Source organism: Ruegeria sp. CDSA021, assembly GCF_059612325.1.
Genome location: NZ_JBXWQJ010000007.1, coordinates 137,847 through 155,407, shown reverse-complemented (window position 1 = coordinate 155,407; position 17,561 = coordinate 137,847). Strand labels below are relative to the sequence as shown.

The following is a 17,561-nucleotide window of genomic DNA, read 5'->3' as shown; positions in this document are numbered from 1 at the left end:
ATTATTGCGCGCGCCTAGGGGGCTGATATAAGAACCGCAAAAATCAGGAGCATTTTATGGTCACGACTCGGCTGGATGAAATTGATCGCAAGATTCTGGCGGAATTGCAGGCAGACGGTCGCATGACCAATGTTGAACTGGCCAAACGAGTGGGTATCTCAGCTCCGCCTTGCTTGCGCCGGGTGCGCACGCTTGAGGACTCCGGCTACATCACCGGCTACCACGCCGAGGTCAATTCGCGTGAGTTGGGCTTTGAAGTGCAGGTATTTGCCATGGTCGGGCTGGACAGTCAGGCCGAAACCGAACTGCGCGCGTTCGAGGACCGCTGCCGCGAATGGCCGCTGGTCCGGGAATGCCACATGCTGAATGGCGAGGTCGACTTTATCCTGAAATGCGTCGCACCCGATCTTAGCAGCTTTCAGCAGTTTTTGACCAGTGAACTGCTGACCACGCCCAACGTGGCCAGCGTCAAGACATCGCTTGTTATCCGCGGCGCAAAAGACGAGCCAGGCGTGCCGTTCGACGTTCTGGAAGAACGTATGAACCGGATGGCGTAACGCCTACACTTTTCGGCTGTGCGGTGTTTGGTGGCAGCATCGCAGCCACCGCAAGGGATAGAACCCAACTTAGTACCAGCTGCATGATGCCCCCCATAATGCAGTAAACATAATCACACTCAGGCTGACATCGCGTCGATCTCTCCATCTCCGGTACGCGGCATCAGCAACGGGCCAAAATCGTTGAGCGACTCGATATGCGCAAACAGGTTCAAATAGATCGACCGCAACGAATGGCTGATCATGCGAACCGCGTTCACACCTGGGTGATATGTTTCGAACTGTAAACCATCTACACGAATAACGGAATGCCGTTTCAGGCAAATGTGAAACAGTTCAACCGGCGTGGGCGGCATTGTTTCAATCACACCCATTCCATCCTGAAACTCAGAGACCCGTGTGAGAATCGGTTCCCCACCATGAAGGTGCCGTAAATGCGCCGGAGCGCCGACGATTCGCGCTGCAGGCCCGGCGATTACACCTGACATCGGTTTCTGCATTCCGAATGTATCCGGCATGATCCGCGTCAGTGGGCGTGTCCGCCCGCGAGAATCCTCGCGGCCCGGAATCAGAGTGACCGACCCCTTCCAAAGAACAGTTTGCGAGTTGCCGTCCTGCGTCAGAACCGTATCCCCTGGCATCAGGTCCTCGATTGCAACTGGCCCGTGTTCCGTTTCAACCAGCGACCCGCGTGAAAAAGCACAAAAGGCATCTTCGAACATCGGCAGAGCGGGCGCAATGTGACGGGTCTGAGACACGTCGCCGTTTGGCAGCAGGCTGCTGACTTCGTAACGGCGCAATTGCGCCTTGGGTTTTGTGACCGGCCGCGGTGCTTCCCGCAGCATGGCCGACGTTTCGATGGCATTTCTGGCCGCTCGGGCCAATGAATTAGGAATAGTCATAAATATTCCGTCCCCTCAAATGTCCGAACAGGCCTGGCGTACCCCCGTACAGGCCCACCTGACGAACAGGTTCTTTGTCTTGAAACAAATGGAAGACCCTTGGACGGTGGCTGCTATGCCCCGTATGGCGACGAAATCTCGCTTTCCAATGGTCAACACATTGACCCCCCAGACAAACTCGTACTTCACGGGCGAAAATTGCCCGCACACACAACTCCTGATCAGGTCACGAACCTCTCGCTCGCGCCCCATTACACATCAAGCCGGAGTATGCCTGATGCGTTATCGCCCTTTTTAGACCGGCAGCTTGGTCTCGGGGCGTTTCTGTCTCAGCGTCGAGCCGCGATACGGCTTGCGACCCTGACAGAATGGCTTGAAACCCGTTTCCATGGCATTTCCAGCTTCTGATCCCGCGTGGCGGCGACCATGGCTTTGAGAAAGCGAGATTTGGGTTTCATGTTTTTTGTCCTGCCTTGTTCGGGAAGGTCATTCCCGCATCCTGTTTGAACCTTTTGTGACGCCCATTTGCGGCGCGGATAAGGCTTATCCGGGATGAATTGCAGACAAAAAATAGAAGCTTCACACTCCTTTCACTCAACACGCCAGCGTTCGAAACACGAACGTCAGATACACATCTGATGACTGGCAAAACTCGTTACGATTCTTGATTCCGGTAAACACAACAAATGTGGCGGAAAAGTGGCGAGGGGTCTAAATCTGGGCCAAAATCACAATCTTATGACTGAGATCAGCCTGCCGTAATCGGCTTGTTTCGCGTGTGTTGAACGGCGATAGGAATAGAACCGATCCGGGTCGGAATAGGTGCAATGCCGGGTCCATTCCGCCTGTCCTACACCGGCCTGCCGCAGCCTGTGCAGGCCAAAAGAGGGCAAGTCGAATTGCAGCCGGTCATCCTGACCATTTGCAAAGAATTGGGTGTTGTCCGGTGTATCCGCCATGAAAGCGTCTAGAAACTCGGGTCCCACCTCATAAGCGCGTTGGGAAATGCTGGGACCGATCACGGCACTGATGTTGTTGCGATTGGCCCCTAACGCCTCCATGCAGTCCAACGTAGCCTCAAGTACGCCGTCCAGCGCCCCGCGCCAGCCCGCATGGGCCGCGCCGATCACCTGCGCGTCAGGATCGGCAAACAGGACTGGCTGACAATCCGCTGCCAGAATAGTCAGGGCCAGACCGGGGGTCGCGGTGACGATGGCATCCGCCTTGGGCCTTTTGCCTTCAACTGGGCCTTCAACGGTCAGAACTGTCGGCGAATGGACTTGGTGCACGCCGATCATCGCTTCGGGCGCAACGTCCATCGCATCGGCCACCCGCTTGCGGTTCAGCGCCACAACTTCGGTCTGATCGGAGGAGCCATAGCCACAATTCAGCCCATCAAATATTCCCGACGAGGCACCTCCGCGACGGGTGAAGAACCCATGGCGCAACGGCGACAGCAAGTCTGAGGTCAGAATTTCCAATGTCATGGCTCTAATCCTGGCGGTGGGGCGGCATAGGCCGGGAAAAGGCCCATCACTTTGAACAGATTTCCCATTTCGTCGGGATGCGTCAACCGGCGATGTGCGGCGATCAGCGAGTCCAGCTCGGATCCGCTCAACGCCTTTGCCAGTGTTTGCGCGCGTGCGGTAATACCTAACCGTTCCAGAAACACGCCCTGTGGGGTCAGGCGCGTGTGGCGGCATCCGCAGGCACGGGTTGCAACGGCTAAAGGTTCAAAGTCCACATGTGCGGTCAGATCGGCCTGACCGGGTGCGGCCAGAGGATCGGCGTGTTCATGGTTTTGCAGGGCCTGTAACGTGTCACCCAGCGAATGCCAGTCGCCATAGTCCACGATCAACGCCGCGCCGCCATGGCTGGCGATCCGGCTGGCCATCACGGTCAGAATGGGAATCGCTGCCGCACACAGTTCGACTAGATCTCCGTCCTTGGTATCCGTGAGCCTGTCATTTAGCGCCACCTGCGGCCCGTTTGGACCCCGCCCGAACAGAAGCGAGCCACCCCGTTCGCCCACCAAACGTTCGCACCAGCCGTCGCCTTCGCGCAGGAACTGACGAATGGGCAGGGCATCAAAGAATTCGTTCGCCACCAGCAGCAGCGGCTGGTCCGGCAGGGCTGCGACGCTGTCGATCCAGGTTGGCGCGTAATCCTTCAGCGTCTCGGCCTGCACCTGTTTCAATACAGGCGATGCCTCGATCAGCTCGACCTGAGCGGACTCGTAAAACCCCGGGACAGCCCGAGTTGCGCGCAGAATATCGGTCATCAGTGTACCGCGCCCCGGTCCCAGTTCGCACAGGGTGAAAGGCGCAGGCCGCCCCTGATCCATCCAGCTTTGCGCCAGAGACAGGCCGATCAGTTCCCCGAACATCTGACTGATTTCCGGCGCGGTGGTGAAATCCCCTTTGGTCCCGAGTGGATCGCGCGTAGTGTAATAGCCTTGCATGGGATGTAGTAGGCATTCGGCCATGTAATCTGCCACGCTCATTGGCCCATCCTGCCGGATGCGGGCGACCAGATGATCGGTCAGGCTCATGCCGCCCGCCGTGCGCGCAGGGCAAACCAAAGGCCAATCGCGATCATTGGCAATGACAGTATTTGCCCCATGGTCAGGCCATAGCCACCCACATGCCAAGCCAGCCCCAGCGGGTTGCCGGGTGACACAAACTGGGCATCCGGTTGGCGGAAAAACTCAACAATAAAGCGAGACGCGCCATACCCCGCCAGAAACAGGCCCATGATCAGGCCGGGCTTCTGAAAGGCCCCCCTGCGATATACCAGCCACAGCAGCAACGCGCCCAGCAACACACCTTCTAGCGCGGCTTCATACAGCTGCGACGGGTGTCTCGCACACATGCCCGCAACAACGCCGGGGCAGTCCTGCGCGGCAAAGCCGGGAAAAATGACGGCCCAGGGCAGCTCGCTTGGGCGGCCCCACAGTTCGGCATTCACGAAATTGGCCAACCGCCCCAGCAGCAGACCGGGCGGAACGGTGTAGGCGACCAGATCACCCAGCAACAGGGCAGGGATCTTATGGCGACGGGCAAATAGGTGGGACGCGAGGATTACACCAAGCAGACCGCCATGAAACGCCATGCCGCCTTGCCAGACCATCAGAATCTCCAACGGGTGCGAAAGGTAATAGGCAGGTTGATAAAACAGCACAAAGCCAAGTCGCCCGCCCAGTATCACACCAAGAATGATCCAGGTGACCAGATCCTCCAGCTGTTCTGGCTTCATCGGCGGGCCGCCTGTGGGCCACAGGACCGGGCGGCGCAGCGCCACAACAGCCAGCCGCCAGGCGATCAGGATGCCCGCGATATAGGCCAGCGCATACCATCTTAAAGCGAACTCCATCCCGAACAGCGAGATCGAGAACAATTCGGGCGACAGATCGGGGAAATTCAGAACAGCCTGCATGTGCGTCTCATTGCCCGTGGTTTGTAGGGCAAGTCAACCTTGAGCCTGCGCCATTCTTTCCCCATATAAGGAACAACCGCGATACCGGAGTAAAGATATGCAAACCCGCAACAAGATCCTGGACGACGTGTCCCAACTGATGACCAACGCCATGGGCGTGGCGCAGGGTGCGCGTGAAGAGGCCGAAAATGCAATGAAGTCGATGATCGACCGCTGGTTGGCCGACCGCGATTTCGTCACCCGCGAAGAATTTGATGCCGTCCGCGCCATGGCCCAGAAAGCGCGTGAAGAAAATGTGGCACTCGAAGCCCGCATCGCCGCGCTTGAGGCGAAGCTGGACAAATAACGCCCCGGGCGTTTTGTCATTTTCAAAGATTTGGACGAGCCCCGCAATCGCGCAATCCAACCCGGATTGTGCGGTGACGTGTATTCTGACGTGTCACAGAATTTAATCAAGACAAAGCTGACCCAAGCGCCAATATTTTGATCGCCGTTGCCTTCTGTCCACAACTTATTGCTGTTATCCCCAAGAATTAGGGTTGCCAGAACTCACGGTACATCGCACCATATTTAGTACAGGCCTACGGGGGAAGCCCGGCTTGTAGAGAAGGCAACTAGCGCTGGGGCGCTGCCAGTCCCGAAATGCTAGAGATTAGTGAGGTGGCATTATGGCCCTTTCCGAGCAGTATCTCGAAGAAGACATTCATCCGATCGACATTGTTGAAAACCTGGCCGAACATCACGATTGGGATTTTGACCGTATAGGCGACGATCAGATCGCCATGGCCGTCGAAGGACAATGGCGGACTTACTCGATCACTCTGGCCTGGTCCAACTATGACGAAACGCTGCGCATGGTGTGCTCGTTTGAGATGGAGCCGCCGGCCGAGCGCGAAATGCAGCTCTATGAGTTGCTCAACAAGATGAATGATCAATGCTGGGCGGGCGCCTTTACCTATTGGGCAAACCAGAAGCTGATGGTTTACCGCTATGGGCTGGTCCTTGCAGGGGGACAAACAGCCAGCGCGGATCAGATCAACACAATGATCACTGCCGCAGTCATGAGCGCCGAGCGGTACTACCCCGCGATCCAACTGGTGACCTGGGGCAATCGAGGCCCAGAAGAAGCCATGCAAGTGGCCATTGCAGAGGCCTACGGCCGGGCGTAAAGCTTTGCCCCAAACCGACATGTAACGCGGGAGGGGCAAATGGACATGACGCGTGTGGCCGAACAGGGGCTTGTGCTTCTGGGATGCGGTAAGATGGGGTCCGCAATGCTGGCGGGATGGCTGGAACACGGCCTCCCGCCAGCGTCCGTTTGGGTGATCGACCCATATCCGTCCGACTGGCTGAAGGCGCAGGGCGTCAACATCAACACTCCATTGCCCGAAGCGCCCGCCGTGGTGCTGGTTGCGGTCAAGCCGCAGATGATGGGTGAGGCTCTGCCCGCTATTCAGGCACTGGGCGGTGGTGACAGCCTGTTTGTCTCGGTCGCGGCGGGCACCTCGATCGCCTCGTTCGAAACCGTATTGAGCAGCGATACCCCAATCATTCGCGCCATGCCCAACACACCCGCGGCCATTCGTCAGGGCATCACGGCGCTGATTGGCAACAGCCATGCCTCGGACTATGATCTGACCTTGGCCGAAAGCTTGCTGTCGGCAGTGGGCGAGACCGTGCGTCTGGACAATGAGGCGCAGATGGACGCCGTAACCGGTCTCAGCGGATCCGGCCCGGCCTATGTCTTCCACCTGATTGAAACTCTGGCTGCCGCTGGCGAGGCACAGGGTTTGCCTGCGGAACTTGCCATGAAACTGGCGATATCCACAGTTGCAGGCGCTGGTGCGTTGGCCATGGCGGCCGAGGACGACCCGGCGCAGCTGCGCATCAATGTGACTTCTCCGAATGGCACCACGCAGGCCGCGCTTGAGGTGCTGATGCATGATGAACAGGGGTTCCGCGATCTACTGCACCGTGCCGTCAAAGCCGCAACCGACCGATCCAAGGAGCTGTCACGTGAGTGAGATTTCATTCGACGACTTTCTCAAAGTCGATATCCGGGTGGGCGAGGTGATCCGCGCCGAACCCTATCCCGAGGCCCGCAAACCTGCGATCAAGATGTGGATCGACTTCGGGGAAGAGATCGGTGAACGCAAGACCTCGGCCCAGATCACTGCGCATTACGATCCGTCGACTCTGGTTGGCAAACAGGTCATGGCTGTGGTCAATTTCCCTCCGCGCCAGATCGGCAGGTTCATGTCCGAGGTTCTGGTGCTGGGTCTGCCCGATGAAAATGGCGAGATCGTTCTGATCGGCCCCGATGGCAAAGTTCCAACCGGCGGACGGATGCACTGATGAAACTACTGATTGCACGACCAATGACCTCGGCGGTCGAGGCTCGCGCCCGTGCCGAGTTTGACGTGGAGATACGTGAGAACACCATGCCCATGTCACAGCAGGAGATGCTGTCCGCTTTGGCAGAATTCGATGTTGTTGTACCGACACTGGGCGACCAGTTTTCTGCTCAGGTTTTTGGGGATGCAGACAAGCCTCGTTGCAAGCTGTTGGCCAATTTCGGCGTTGGTTATAACCACATCGATGTGGATGCCGCACGCTCAGCAGGTGTGGAGGTGACCAACACGCCCGGTGCGGTCACCGATGCGACGGCGGATATCGCCATGACCTTGCTGCTGACAACAGCCCGACGCGCGGGCGAGGGCGAGCGGCTGGTCCGCTCGGGTCAATGGCAAGGCTGGCACCCAACGCAGATGCTGGGGCATCACGTCAGCGGCAAACGCGTCGGTATCGTTGGTATGGGCCGCATCGGGCAGGCTATCGCCCGTCGGTGCCATTTCGGCTTTGGAATGCAGGTGGCCTATCAATCCCGCAGTGCAAAGGATCTGGACTTCCCGGCAGAGTTCATGCCCCAATTGCAGAGCTTGGCCGCCTCGGTCGACTTCCTTGTGCTCGCGGTGCCCGGTGGCGCGGAAACCCGCCATCTGATTGATGCGCATATCCTTGAGGCGATGAGCCCTTCGGCAATTCTGATAAATATCGCTCGGGGCGAAGTCGTGGACGAAGTCGCCCTGATCTCGGCACTGCAATCCGGTCAGATTGCAGGGGCTGGGCTGGACGTCTACGAGTTCGAGCCCAGTGTACCACAGGTCCTCTGTGATATGGAAAATGTCACCCTGCTGCCCCATCTGGGCACGGCCACCGAAGAGGTGCGAAGCAGCATGGGCCATATGGCGCTGGACAACGTCGCGGCCTTTGTGGCGGGCAGGGCGTTGCCTAATCCGGTTTAGTCGCCCATCGCATCGCGCCAGTGCTTGCGGCAAAGCGAGGCATAGGTTTCGTTGCCGCCGATCTGCACCTGGGCACCTTCGGTTATGGCTTTGCCGTATTCGTCCTGACGAATCACCATCGTTGCCTTGCGGCCGCATTTGCAGATGGTGCGCACCTCGCGCATTTCGTCGGCAAGGGCCAGCAGGGCGGCTGATCCGGGGAACAGTTTGCCCTGAAAATCCACGCGCAACCCATAGGCCAACACCGGAACTTTCAGATCATCGACCGCACGCGCCAGCTGCCAGACCTGTACTTCAGACAGGAACTGGGCCTCGTCGATGAACACGCACGCCACCGCGCCTTCGTTCAGGCGTTTCTGAATCATGGCGAAGACATCGTCGTCAGGTGTGAATGTGTCGGCCTGTTCCGAGATACCGATACGCGATGCAATCCGCCCGGATCCTGCTCGTCCATCGATGGCGGCAGTCATCAGATAAGTCTGCATCCCACGCTCACGATAGTTGTGCGAGGCCTGCAGTAACACGGTCGATTTACCCGCGTTCATTGTCGAATAGTTGAAATACAGCTTTGCCATGGCGCGGGTCTAAATTGCCTGATGCAAAGGAACAAGATATCAATCGTTTTGACAGAGCGACGTCGCCGTTGTTTTTGCAGAGGCCGAGCTACGCTCTAGGGGATGGAACCCCGACATCCACAACAGCGACGCCGTCGGCCAACATGTGGCCAAAACGGAGCGAAGCCAAACAATACCGCCTCGCAATCACTCGTTACCGGCTTGAACTGCCGCCACTCACTCACAAAATCCCCCGCATATCTGAGGGATAGTCAATGTATGACATTTCAATTATGAATCGGTTATGGGAAATTTCCCGACGCTTTCCCCCAATTGGACATCGGGCAGGCGTTTGCAGGTAACAAAGGTAATAAAATGGCAGATATCGGGGCCTATCTGAAAAAGCATACAGAAGCATTGGTCAAAGACGTCGGAATCGAAGCCGCATGTGAAATTACCGGGAAATCCAAGGCCACTCTGGGCCGGTATTATTCCGACAACGCCGAACATGCGGACAGATTCATGCCTGTGGATGCGGTGGCCCGTCTTGAAAACGCGGCAACTTACCCGCATGTCACGTCGGCTTTGGCGGATCTGAAGAACATCACCTTGTCTTATACCGACCGCAATTCGACTGAGCCGCGTACAGGCGGCGTGAACTCGGATGTCATCGCGCTCAGCCAGCGGTTTGCAATGCTAATGACCGAGTATCAGGCAGCCATCGAAGACGGCATCATAACAGTGAACGAGGCCAAGCGGCTGTTGAGGGAAACCAGCCTGCTGCAACAGGTTCTGATCGAGATGAAGTTGCATCTGGAAGAAGAAAGCGTCAGCTAGTCCCGTTTTTCCTATGCGGGCGCCTGTATCCAGCTGAAATCCGGCCGTCGGATCGCAAGGATCAGAAGCCTAGAAATTGCGGTCAGAAAATGTCCAGGGCCATAACACGCGCCTCAATTCAGTCACGCCCGTGCAATAGGTATATAGTGCAGAAAACACCTTCAAGGGCACATGATCATGCAAACATCGCAGCAGATCTACAGCAGCCGTACGGATCCGGTGGTCTTGTTGGCCTTTGTCTGCGCCTTTGTAGTGCTTGTGGTCTTGATGACGCTGAGCGGCCACAGCGAAGGCTCCGACGATGTGATGCGCTGGGTCGGTGTGCGCGACCTGCTGGAAGGGCAAGGCTGGTTTGATGCCTATCAGCAGCGATTGGGTCCCAACGATGGAACCCTGATGCACTGGTCCCGCTTGGTCGATGCCCCGATTGCCGGGCTTTACTTTGCACTCCAGCCGGTTTTTGGCCCCGACATCGCCTTTCAGATCACGGCCTTTTTCTGGCCAGCGCTACTGGCAGCACTGACCTTATGGGCCTTTGCGATGACCGGAGGTGTTCTGGGCCGGCGTGAGGGCGCAATCTCGGCTCTCGTCATCGGCGTGCTTACTCTCGAACACTCGCGGAAGTTCGACTATTTCTCTTTCGATCATCACAATCTTCAAATCCTGCTCTTTGCAGCGGCGATTGCATTTTTTGTGCTGCGCAAGGACAGGCGCTATGCCGGTTGGATGCTGGGGCTTTGCCTGGCGCTGTCGGTGTCGGTGGGCACCGAAGCCATATTGCAGATCGCACTCATCGCGGTGTTTTGTGCCATCGACTGGATGATCAACGGCACACCTGCGCGCCACCGCACTGTGACCTTCGGCGTTGGACTGGCCCTGACCCTTGCGCTGACCAGTCTCGCGACGACTGGGCGGGATAGTTTCTTTTACCCAAGTTGTGATGCACTGACCATCAGCGTGGCATTGCCCGCAAGTGTGGCGGCGCTTGGTCTTGCTGCTGTGGCCTGGATCGGTTCCGGCTGGTCTCGTCCTGGCCGGATTGTTGCCTGCCTCGGTGCCGGGGCCGTGACACTGGCCTGCTCCTATGTCTTTGCGCCGTATTGCCTCAGCAATCCTATCGACGCGCTGCCGCAAGAGATGCGGGTATTCTGGCTTGGACAGATAGCCGAAGCGCAAGGTATCAGCGTTGTGCTTGAACGGCATTGGGGTGAGGTCATTGCCCTGAAGGCGATGTCCCTGCTGACGACGGGAGCGGCGCTGGCTTTCGCGCTCAGGTCCCGCGCTGGTTTGGATTACACCCTGTTTCTTGCGCTGATCGCTGTTGGCTTTGTCGTTTTCCTTTACCAGTCCCGGATGATGACCTTTTTCAGCGTCTCGTTGGTGGCGGTTCAGGCGCAGATCCTGCGTGTGCTGTACAACGCTTACGCGCGGGATCGCCATGTGGCCGCCGGGCTGGCGATGGTGGCGTTTGTCATTTGCGTTTCACCCAAGATCGGCATCAGTTTGGAAAAACAGTTTGGGGCTTTGTTCAACCCGTCTTTTGCCGCTTCATCGTCAGCCGCCGGGCAAGACCCTTCAGAGGCCGGTGCCTCTTGCCGCACGCCGCAGGCTTATGCGGCGCTGCGCGATCTACCCCGTGGTATGGTTCTGATTGACTTCGATTTTGCGGCAAACGTGTTGCGTTACACCGACCACGCGGTACTGGCTGGCAATTACCACCGCAATCAGGCCGGAATTCTGGCGCAGATCGACTTGTTTCGATCCGACGCCACACGTATCGCGCCGCGCTTGAGGGCGCTGAACATAGATTACGTGCTTCTCTGCACCTCGGCACCACGGGCCGATTTCTGGAGCTCGGCGTCAGGCGGGCGTGGTTTGCAGACGCGATTGGTGGAGGGCGAGGTGCCGGACTACCTCACCCGCATTCCAGGTTCGGGCGAAGACGCTTTCCAAATGTTTAGAGTCACTGCGGCGCAATAAGCGCTTTTAGGCGTGGCGCTTTACGATCACCGACCCAACCGAATACCCGGCCCCGAAAGAACAGATCAGCCCAAGATCACCGTCTTGCAGGTCGTTGGAATACTTCGAAAACGCGATGATCGACCCGGCGGATGACGTGTTTGCATAATCCTGAAGGATATTTGGCTGCTCGCCCGCTTCGGGCTCACGGCCCAGAACCTTTTTGCCGATGAAATCGTTCATGGTTTTGTTGGCCTGATGCAGCCAAAGGCGTTTGAGGTCGGTATTGCTGACCCCTTCGGCATCCATGTGGTCGCTGATATGCTTGCTGACCATCGGCAGCACTTCCTTGAACACTTTCCGCCCGTTCTGCATGAACTGCATGTCGCGCCGGTCGGTCATCCCATCCGGGCGCGAACGGCGCAAAAAGCCGTTGTTGTTGCGGATATTGTTGGAAAACGCGGTGGCGCAGCGGGTCGATAGGATTTCGAAATGCGGGCCTTGCGCGTCTTCGATCCGTTCGATCAGGGTTGCCGTCGCGACATCACCAAAGATGAAGTGACAATCGCGGTCGCACCATTCCAGATGGCCCGAGCATATTTCCGGGTTCACCACCAGCGCCGCGCGCACCGATCCTGACCGCACCATGTCCGCCGCCGCCTGTATGCCGAACGTGGCCGAGGAACAGGCGACGTTCATGTCAAAGCCGAACCCGTCGATACCCAGTTCCTGCTGTATTTCAATCGCAACCGCCGGATAGGCGCGTTCGTGGTTCGAGGCCGCACAGATTACCAGATCGACATCTGCCGCGTTGCGCCCCGCCTGAGCAAGCGCCTTCCTGCAGGCATCCACTGCCATCTCGGTCATGATCCCGGGCTCATCGTCGCTGCGCTGCCGCAGCGACGGGTGCATCACGTCCGGGTCCAGCACACCAGACTTGTCCATCACATAGCGGTTCTCGATTCCCGACGCCTTCACGATGAACTCTTCCGAGGAATGTTGCATTGGCTCCATCTGCCCTGCGGCAATAGCCTCGGCATTCTTCGCGTTCTGTTTGTCGGCATAAGCGTTGAACGCCTCAACAAGTTCTGCATTGGTGATGACGTTTTGAGGCGTGAAGACACCGGAACCGGTGATGGCGGGGGTATACATGGCGGGCCCTGAATGTTTCGGATTTGCTCAAAATGCAGTCATGGTGTGATTTGATCAAGGTATGTTGACCCAAGGGAATGTTTCCGGAGGCGCAATTTCATATCTTGAATAGTTCAGAAATCGAAGTATATCGCCCCCAACGCGCGCGGAGAACCTCAATGCCAAACGATATCGGCACCAGGCTTGGCCGCCTAAGCCCCGAGATTCAGGCGATCATGGGGGTGTATGCCCTGTACTGGAAGCTGGAAGAGACATTTGACTGTATCGAAACGGACCTGAGCCACCCCGAATGCCACATGCTGATCAAGCTAGATCAGCCAAAGCGCATGGGGGTGCTGGCTGCCGATATGCTAAGCGTGCCTTCAACAATCACGGCCACTGCCGATTCCCTTGAAAAAGCAGGCTACTTGACGCGCGAGCGTGACCCCGAAGACCGCCGTGCCTGGTTGCTGGTGCTGACCGGCCAAGGCGAGGAGGCCCGCAACATGCTGGTGGCCGAGGCCGGAGACCTGTTTCACAGGGCTTCGGGCCTGAACAAAGAAGAAACCGCCGAGTTCGCGCGACTTGCGTGCAAAATCCGTGACAACGTTTTGAAAACGGGAATTCCCGAGGGATTGAAGAAATGAAACTCCTGACCTCTATCGGCCTTGCTCTGGCCGTTCTGGCAAGCCCCATTGCCGCTCAAGGCACCCCCAAACCTGTAAAGCTCATGCAGGTGCGCGAGGCAGCACCTGGCTTCACCCGCCAATTCTTTGGCCGCGTCGCTGCGCGTCAGACTGTTGATCTGGCCTTTCAGGTGGCTGGTCAGATCGTCGAGATGCCCGTCAACGAAGGGTTCGTGATCCCCAAAGATGGCCTGATTGCACGTCTGGATCAGGAGCCGTTCGATCTGCGTCTGGATCGTGCGCGTCTTCAAAAGGATCAAGCGGACCGCACAGTTGCCCGCTTGTCCCGCCTGCGGGGCACAACGGCCAGTCAGGTGGCGGTCGATGACGCGGAGACCGAGGCGCAACTGGCCGCGATTGCCCTGCGCGACGCGGAATACGAGTTGGAACATGCAACCCTGACTGCGCCGTTCGATGCGCTTGTCTCCAGCCGCGCGGTCGAGGCCTTCACCACCGTATCGGCAGGCGCGCCCATTGTCCGCATCCACGACATGTCCGAACTGCGCATCGAGGTGGACGTGCCCGAGATCCTGTTCCAACGTTCAGGTCAAAACGATGAAAGAACGATCACCGCCAAATTCCCCGTCAGCGACGAGGTCTTCCCACTGGAAATCCGGGAATTCGACGCTGAAACCTCCAGCGTGGGCCAGACATTCCGTATCCAGTTTGGCCTGACTCCGCCCGAGGGATTGCAAATCCTTCCGGGATCTTCAGTCACAGTGAACGTTCAGGTCAGGGATGGACGCACAGGTATCGTCGTACCAGCGACGGCCATTGTCGCGGACGCCACCGGTGAACTCAGTGTCATGGTGTTCTCTCCGGTCGGAGCGGATGAAGGCACCGTCCGCCGGGTTCCGGTGACCATTGAACCCACGCAGACCGGCGATGTGCGGGTGCTGACGGGCTTGTCCGATGGTGACGAAGTTGTTGTTGCCGGTGGCGCGGTACTGACAGACGGTCAGCCCGTGCGTCGGTTCACCGGCTTCGCGAACTGAGGTGCTGACAGATGAACATCGCTCGTGCCTCGATTGATCGGCCGCTTTACACATGGCTGATCATCCTCATTGCCCTGTTTGGGGGCATCTGGGGGTTCATGTCGCTTGGCCGGTTGGAAGACCCGGCCTTCACGATCAAAAACGCGGTTATCGCCACGCAATACCCTGGTGCCACAGCGGAACAGGTGGCGCTGGAAGTATCTGAGCCGCTGGAATCCGCGATCCAGCAGATGGGTGAGGTGGACGTTATCACCTCGGTCAACCAGCCGGGGCAATCTCTGATCGAGGTCGAGATCAAGTCGACCTACGACGGCACCGAACTGCCTGCCATCTGGACCCGCCTGCGGGCCAAAGTGCGCGACGCAGCACGCGGCTTGCCGTCGGGCGTCAGCCAACCTTACGTGAATGACGGTTTTGGCGATGTGTTTGGTCTGTTCTATGCCGTAACCGCCGAAGGGTTCTCGGATGCCGAAAAGCACGAATTGGCCACCTTCCTGCGACGGGAGTTGCTGACCGTTGATGGTGTGGCGGATGTCGAGGCTCAGGGCCTGCCGAATGAAGCAATCTTTGTGGAGCCTGATCTGGCGATTTCGGTGAACCAGAATGTACCGCTGCAGGCGATCAACGAAGCCATCGCCAACGCGGATTCGGTGAATTCCTCGGGATCTTTGCGCTCGGAAAACGAACGCACCACCATCTTGACCGCCGAAGGGTCTGACAGTGTGTCGGCCATTGCGGGTCTGTCCGTTGGCTCGCAAGGGCAGGTGATCAACCTGTTCGACATGTCCAACGTCTATCGCGCCCGTCAGAACGATCCGGATATCATGATCCGCTACAACGGGACCGAGGCGTTCACCCTTGGCATCGCGGGCCTGGCCACGGAAAACATCGTCGAAGTCGGCAAACGGGCCGACGCCAAATTCGTGGAACTGGACGCGAATATCCCCTTCGGTGTGGAAATTCTGCCGATCTACCAGCAACATGTGGTGGTCGAGCAGGCCTCGAACGATTTCCTTGTGAACCTCGCTATGTCAGTGGCCATCGTGGTCGCCGTGTTGGGTATCTTCATGGGCTGGCGTGCGGCTATTGTTGTGGGTTCGACCTTGCTGTTGACCGTGGTCGGCACGCTCTTGTTCATGTCGCTGTTCTCGATCGAGATGGAGCGGATATCGCTGGGCGCCCTGATCATTGCCATGGGGATGCTTGTAGACAACGCTATCGTGGTGGCCGAAGGGATGCAGATCTCCATGTTGCGCGGCAAGTCCTCGCGCGATGCAGCTGAAGATGTGGCATCGAAAACCCAGATCCCGCTGTTGGGGGCCACTGTAATCGGAATCATGGCATTTGCCGGCATTGGCCTCAGCCCCGATGCGACGGGTGAGTTTCTGTTCTCACTGTTTGCGGTGATCGGTATCTCGCTGTTGCTCAGCTGGATACTGGCCATAACTGCTACGCCGCTGTTGGGGCACTACTTCTTCAAGCAGGGCAAAGAAGGTGAGATCGACGCTTACGGAGGCATCCTGTTCCGTATCTATGGTGCAATTCTGCATTTTGCGCTCCGCTTCCGCTGGTTGGTTGTTATCGGCCTCGTTGGTGTAACAGTGGTGTGTTACGCCGGGTTCGGGCTGATGAAACAGCAGTTCTTCCCGAACTCGAACACGCCGCTGTTCTTCGTGCATTACAAGCTGCCTCAGGGCACACCGATTGCGCGTACGGCGCAGGATATGGCGGTGTTCGAGAACTGGCTGGCCGACCGCGATGACGTGGTTTCGGTCACAACCTTCGTGGGGCAGGGCGCGACCCGATTCATGCTGACCTACTCGGCAGAAAAACCGAACCCGAGCTATGGGCATATGATCATCCGCACAGAAAGCCTGGATGACATTCCGGCCTTGCAGGCGGATCTGGAAGCGTTTGGATCTGTCCAGTTTCCGGAAGGTGAGTTTGGCACCAAGCGTCTGGTCTTTGGACCCGGTGGCGGTGACCCGATCCAGGCTCGGTTCTCGGGCAGTGATCCGGTGGTGCTGCGTCAGCTTGCCGACGAGGCCGTGCAGTGCATGGCTGCGGCATCGCCTAACGCGCTGCTCGTCCACCACGACTGGCGCGAGCAGGAGCTGGCGGTGCAGCCGGTCTATGCCACCGAACGGGCGCAGACCGCAGGTGTCACGCGCGAGGATATTGCCGCCACGCTGCAATTCTCGACCGACGGCATCACGGGGGGGGTGTTCCGGGAACGTGATCGTCTGATCCCGATCATCCTGCGCCGACCGGTGGACGGAGATTATTCAATCGTCGATCAGGTGGTGTATTCGGACCAGTCAGAGAAATTTGTACCAATCGAACAGATGGTCGACGGGTTCGAGTACAAGTCGCTCAATACGCTGGTGCACCGTCGTGACCGTGTTTTGACCATCACCGTCGGTGCGGACATTCCGCCTGACCTGACGGCAGCACAGGTTCATGCCGAAGTGCGGAACGCCATCGAGGCCATCGAGCTGCCCCCCGGGTACAAGATGGAGTGGGGCGGTGAGTTCGAAAACTCACGCGATGCGCAGGAAAGCCTGGGCAAGCAATTGCCGCTGAGCCTGCTGATCATGGTTCTGATCTCGGTCCTGCTGTTCAACGCAATCCGTCAGCCGATCATCATCTGGCTACTGGTGCCGATGTCGGTCAACGGCGTGGTCATTGGCTTGCTGGGAACTGGTCTGCCGTTCACCTTCACCGCGCTTCTGGGTCTGCTCAGCCTGTCCGGCATGTTGATCAAAAACGGCATCGTTCTGGTGGAGGAGATCGACCTTGTTCGCGCCACAGGAAAACCCCTGCGTGAGTCTATCGTCGAAGCCTCAGTCTCCCGTTTGCGCCCTGTGATGCTGGCGGCCATCACGACCATTCTGGGTATGGCACCGCTGTTGACGGACGCGTTCTTTGTCTCGATGGCGGTGACGATCATGGGCGGTCTGGCGTTTGCAACCGTCCTGACTATGGTCGCCGCGCCAGTGTTCTACCTGCTTTTCTTCAAGCGGGACGAAAGACGCGAGGCGCTGACCACCTGAAAACAAGCTTAGGCCGGGTCTGTTTGAAAGGCCGGACCCGGTTAGGTCAAATCAATGGAACAAACGGCACATCACATGCAGCTAGAACGGTGAAAATTGTGAGAACCAGAAATACCCGCATTGTTTCATTCTCCTTGTGCCTGAAAA

The 17,561-nt window shown here is 58.0% G+C and carries 18 protein-coding genes; 11 read left to right on the top strand and 7 right to left on the bottom strand.

The annotated features are described in order from the left end of the window. Positions 1 to 56 precede the first annotated feature (56 nt). Entirely contained in the window at positions 57 to 557 is a 501-nt protein-coding gene (locus tag AC2FLD_RS11595; protein WP_496669446.1) for an Lrp/AsnC family transcriptional regulator, read from the top strand. Between the two features lie 119 nt (positions 558 to 676). Here AC2FLD_RS11595 and AC2FLD_RS11590 read toward each other — a convergent pair whose 3' ends face one another. The 5 genes from AC2FLD_RS11590 to lgt form a co-directional block, all read right to left on the bottom strand. Further along, on the bottom strand, positions 677 to 1,459 hold the full coding sequence (locus AC2FLD_RS11590) for a Hint domain-containing protein (protein ID WP_496669448.1): 783 nt from the start codon (positions 1,457 to 1,459) through the stop codon (positions 677 to 679). A 329-nt stretch (positions 1,460 to 1,788) separates the two neighbouring features. Then, entirely contained in the window at positions 1,789 to 1,917 is a 129-nt protein-coding gene (locus tag AC2FLD_RS11585; RefSeq protein ID WP_256364025.1) for a hypothetical protein, read from the bottom strand. 270 nt (positions 1,918 to 2,187) lie between these two features. Further along, a complete protein-coding gene (gene pgeF, locus AC2FLD_RS11580; protein ID WP_496669450.1) occupies positions 2,188 to 2,946 on the bottom strand; it encodes a peptidoglycan editing factor PgeF in 759 nt (252 codons plus the stop codon). Continuing rightward, positions 2,943 to 4,010: a class I SAM-dependent methyltransferase gene (locus AC2FLD_RS11575; protein WP_496669452.1), complete on the bottom strand. Its 1,068-nt coding sequence runs from the start codon at positions 4,008 to 4,010 to the stop codon at positions 2,943 to 2,945. The genes pgeF and AC2FLD_RS11575 overlap by 4 nt, the downstream gene beginning before the upstream one ends. Then, positions 4,007 to 4,894 (bottom strand): prolipoprotein diacylglyceryl transferase, encoded by an 888-nt coding sequence (gene lgt, locus AC2FLD_RS11570; protein ID WP_496669453.1) that lies wholly within the window; start codon positions 4,892 to 4,894, stop codon positions 4,007 to 4,009. The genes AC2FLD_RS11575 and lgt overlap by 4 nt, the downstream gene beginning before the upstream one ends. Positions 4,895 to 4,991: 97 nt before the next feature. On the opposite strand from lgt, the gene AC2FLD_RS11565 reads away from it, so the two are divergent. From AC2FLD_RS11565 to AC2FLD_RS11545, 5 genes are all read left to right on the top strand, one after another. Then, positions 4,992 to 5,240, top strand: a complete 249-nt coding sequence (locus AC2FLD_RS11565; protein ID WP_480487580.1) for an accessory factor UbiK family protein — start codon at positions 4,992 to 4,994, stop codon at positions 5,238 to 5,240. Positions 5,241 to 5,562: 322 nt separating this feature from the next. Then, positions 5,563 to 6,063, top strand: a complete 501-nt coding sequence (locus AC2FLD_RS11560) for a type III secretion system chaperone family protein (RefSeq protein WP_050604794.1) — start codon at positions 5,563 to 5,565, stop codon at positions 6,061 to 6,063. A 39-nt stretch (positions 6,064 to 6,102) separates the two neighbouring features. Then, positions 6,103 to 6,918, top strand: coding sequence for a pyrroline-5-carboxylate reductase (proC, locus tag AC2FLD_RS11555; protein WP_496669455.1), 816 nt, complete (start codon positions 6,103 to 6,105; stop codon positions 6,916 to 6,918). Then, positions 6,911 to 7,249, top strand: coding sequence for a tRNA-binding protein (locus tag AC2FLD_RS11550; RefSeq protein ID WP_496669457.1), 339 nt, complete (start codon positions 6,911 to 6,913; stop codon positions 7,247 to 7,249). Before proC ends, AC2FLD_RS11550 begins: the two co-directional genes overlap by 8 nt. Then, positions 7,249 to 8,199: a 2-hydroxyacid dehydrogenase gene (locus tag AC2FLD_RS11545; RefSeq protein ID WP_496669459.1), complete on the top strand. Its 951-nt coding sequence runs from the start codon at positions 7,249 to 7,251 to the stop codon at positions 8,197 to 8,199. Before AC2FLD_RS11550 ends, AC2FLD_RS11545 begins: the two co-directional genes overlap by 1 nt. Here the strand turns inward: AC2FLD_RS11545 and AC2FLD_RS11540 are convergent. Beyond that, a complete protein-coding gene (locus AC2FLD_RS11540; protein ID WP_496669461.1) occupies positions 8,196 to 8,774 on the bottom strand; it encodes a thymidine kinase in 579 nt (192 codons plus the stop codon). The genes AC2FLD_RS11545 and AC2FLD_RS11540 overlap by 4 nt on opposite strands. A gap of 354 nt (positions 8,775 to 9,128) precedes the next feature. Between AC2FLD_RS11540 and AC2FLD_RS11535 the strand changes: the two genes are divergently transcribed. Both AC2FLD_RS11535 and AC2FLD_RS11530 read left to right on the top strand, forming a co-directional pair. Beyond that, positions 9,129 to 9,590 carry a hypothetical protein gene (locus AC2FLD_RS11535; protein WP_050604878.1) on the top strand — a complete coding sequence of 154 codons (462 nt, stop codon included), beginning with the start codon at positions 9,129 to 9,131 and terminating at the stop codon, positions 9,588 to 9,590. A 177-nt stretch (positions 9,591 to 9,767) separates the two neighbouring features. Next, the gene (locus tag AC2FLD_RS11530; protein ID WP_496669463.1) at positions 9,768 to 11,570 is read left to right on the top strand and encodes a hypothetical protein; all 1,803 of its coding nucleotides are present in this window, start codon (positions 9,768 to 9,770) and stop codon (positions 11,568 to 11,570) included. A 6-nt stretch (positions 11,571 to 11,576) separates the two neighbouring features. On the opposite strand, the gene AC2FLD_RS11525 is transcribed toward AC2FLD_RS11530, so the two are convergent. Beyond that, positions 11,577 to 12,701 (bottom strand): beta-ketoacyl-ACP synthase III, encoded by a 1,125-nt coding sequence (locus AC2FLD_RS11525; protein ID WP_496669465.1) that lies wholly within the window; start codon positions 12,699 to 12,701, stop codon positions 11,577 to 11,579. Between the two features lie 158 nt (positions 12,702 to 12,859). On the opposite strand from AC2FLD_RS11525, the gene AC2FLD_RS11520 reads away from it, so the two are divergent. Genes AC2FLD_RS11520 through AC2FLD_RS11510 form a run of 3 tightly spaced genes read left to right on the top strand, consistent with a single transcriptional unit; the run spans position 12,860 to position 17,414 of the window. Continuing rightward, entirely contained in the window at positions 12,860 to 13,327 is a 468-nt protein-coding gene (locus AC2FLD_RS11520) for a MarR family winged helix-turn-helix transcriptional regulator (RefSeq protein ID WP_496669466.1), read from the top strand. Then, a complete protein-coding gene (locus AC2FLD_RS11515; RefSeq protein WP_496669467.1) occupies positions 13,324 to 14,361 on the top strand; it encodes an efflux RND transporter periplasmic adaptor subunit in 1,038 nt (345 codons plus the stop codon). Before AC2FLD_RS11520 ends, AC2FLD_RS11515 begins: the two co-directional genes overlap by 4 nt. Positions 14,362 to 14,372: 11 nt before the next feature. Next, positions 14,373 to 17,414 carry an efflux RND transporter permease subunit gene (locus AC2FLD_RS11510; protein ID WP_496669469.1) on the top strand — a complete coding sequence of 1,014 codons (3,042 nt, stop codon included), beginning with the start codon at positions 14,373 to 14,375 and terminating at the stop codon, positions 17,412 to 17,414. Positions 17,415 to 17,561 lie beyond the last annotated feature (147 nt).

Excerpts from the sequence above, each read along its gene's own strand:
- AC2FLD_RS11595 (WP_496669446.1), top strand. The coding sequence starts at position 57 with ATGGTCACGACTCGGCTGGATGAAATTGATCGCAAGATTCTGGCGGAA.
- AC2FLD_RS11590 (WP_496669448.1), bottom strand. The coding sequence starts at position 1,459 with ATGACTATTCCTAATTCATTGGCCCGAGCGGCCAGAAATGCCATCGAA.
- AC2FLD_RS11585 (WP_256364025.1), bottom strand. The coding sequence starts at position 1,917 with ATGAAACCCAAATCTCGCTTTCTCAAAGCCATGGTCGCCGCCACGCGG.
- pgeF (WP_496669450.1), bottom strand. The coding sequence starts at position 2,946 with ATGACATTGGAAATTCTGACCTCAGACTTGCTGTCGCCGTTGCGCCAT.
- AC2FLD_RS11575 (WP_496669452.1), bottom strand. The coding sequence starts at position 4,010 with ATGAGCCTGACCGATCATCTGGTCGCCCGCATCCGGCAGGATGGGCCA.
- lgt (WP_496669453.1), bottom strand. The coding sequence starts at position 4,894 with ATGCAGGCTGTTCTGAATTTCCCCGATCTGTCGCCCGAATTGTTCTCG.
- AC2FLD_RS11565 (WP_480487580.1), top strand. The coding sequence starts at position 4,992 with ATGCAAACCCGCAACAAGATCCTGGACGACGTGTCCCAACTGATGACC.
- AC2FLD_RS11560 (WP_050604794.1), top strand. The coding sequence starts at position 5,563 with ATGGCCCTTTCCGAGCAGTATCTCGAAGAAGACATTCATCCGATCGAC.
- proC (WP_496669455.1), top strand. The coding sequence starts at position 6,103 with ATGGACATGACGCGTGTGGCCGAACAGGGGCTTGTGCTTCTGGGATGC.
- AC2FLD_RS11545 (WP_496669459.1), top strand. The coding sequence starts at position 7,249 with ATGAAACTACTGATTGCACGACCAATGACCTCGGCGGTCGAGGCTCGC.
- AC2FLD_RS11540 (WP_496669461.1), bottom strand. The coding sequence starts at position 8,774 with ATGGCAAAGCTGTATTTCAACTATTCGACAATGAACGCGGGTAAATCG.
- AC2FLD_RS11535 (WP_050604878.1), top strand. The coding sequence starts at position 9,129 with ATGGCAGATATCGGGGCCTATCTGAAAAAGCATACAGAAGCATTGGTC.
- AC2FLD_RS11530 (WP_496669463.1), top strand. The coding sequence starts at position 9,768 with ATGCAAACATCGCAGCAGATCTACAGCAGCCGTACGGATCCGGTGGTC.
- AC2FLD_RS11525 (WP_496669465.1), bottom strand. The coding sequence starts at position 12,701 with ATGTATACCCCCGCCATCACCGGTTCCGGTGTCTTCACGCCTCAAAAC.
- AC2FLD_RS11520 (WP_496669466.1), top strand. The coding sequence starts at position 12,860 with ATGCCAAACGATATCGGCACCAGGCTTGGCCGCCTAAGCCCCGAGATT.
- AC2FLD_RS11515 (WP_496669467.1), top strand. The coding sequence starts at position 13,324 with ATGAAACTCCTGACCTCTATCGGCCTTGCTCTGGCCGTTCTGGCAAGC.
- AC2FLD_RS11510 (WP_496669469.1), top strand. The coding sequence starts at position 14,373 with ATGAACATCGCTCGTGCCTCGATTGATCGGCCGCTTTACACATGGCTG.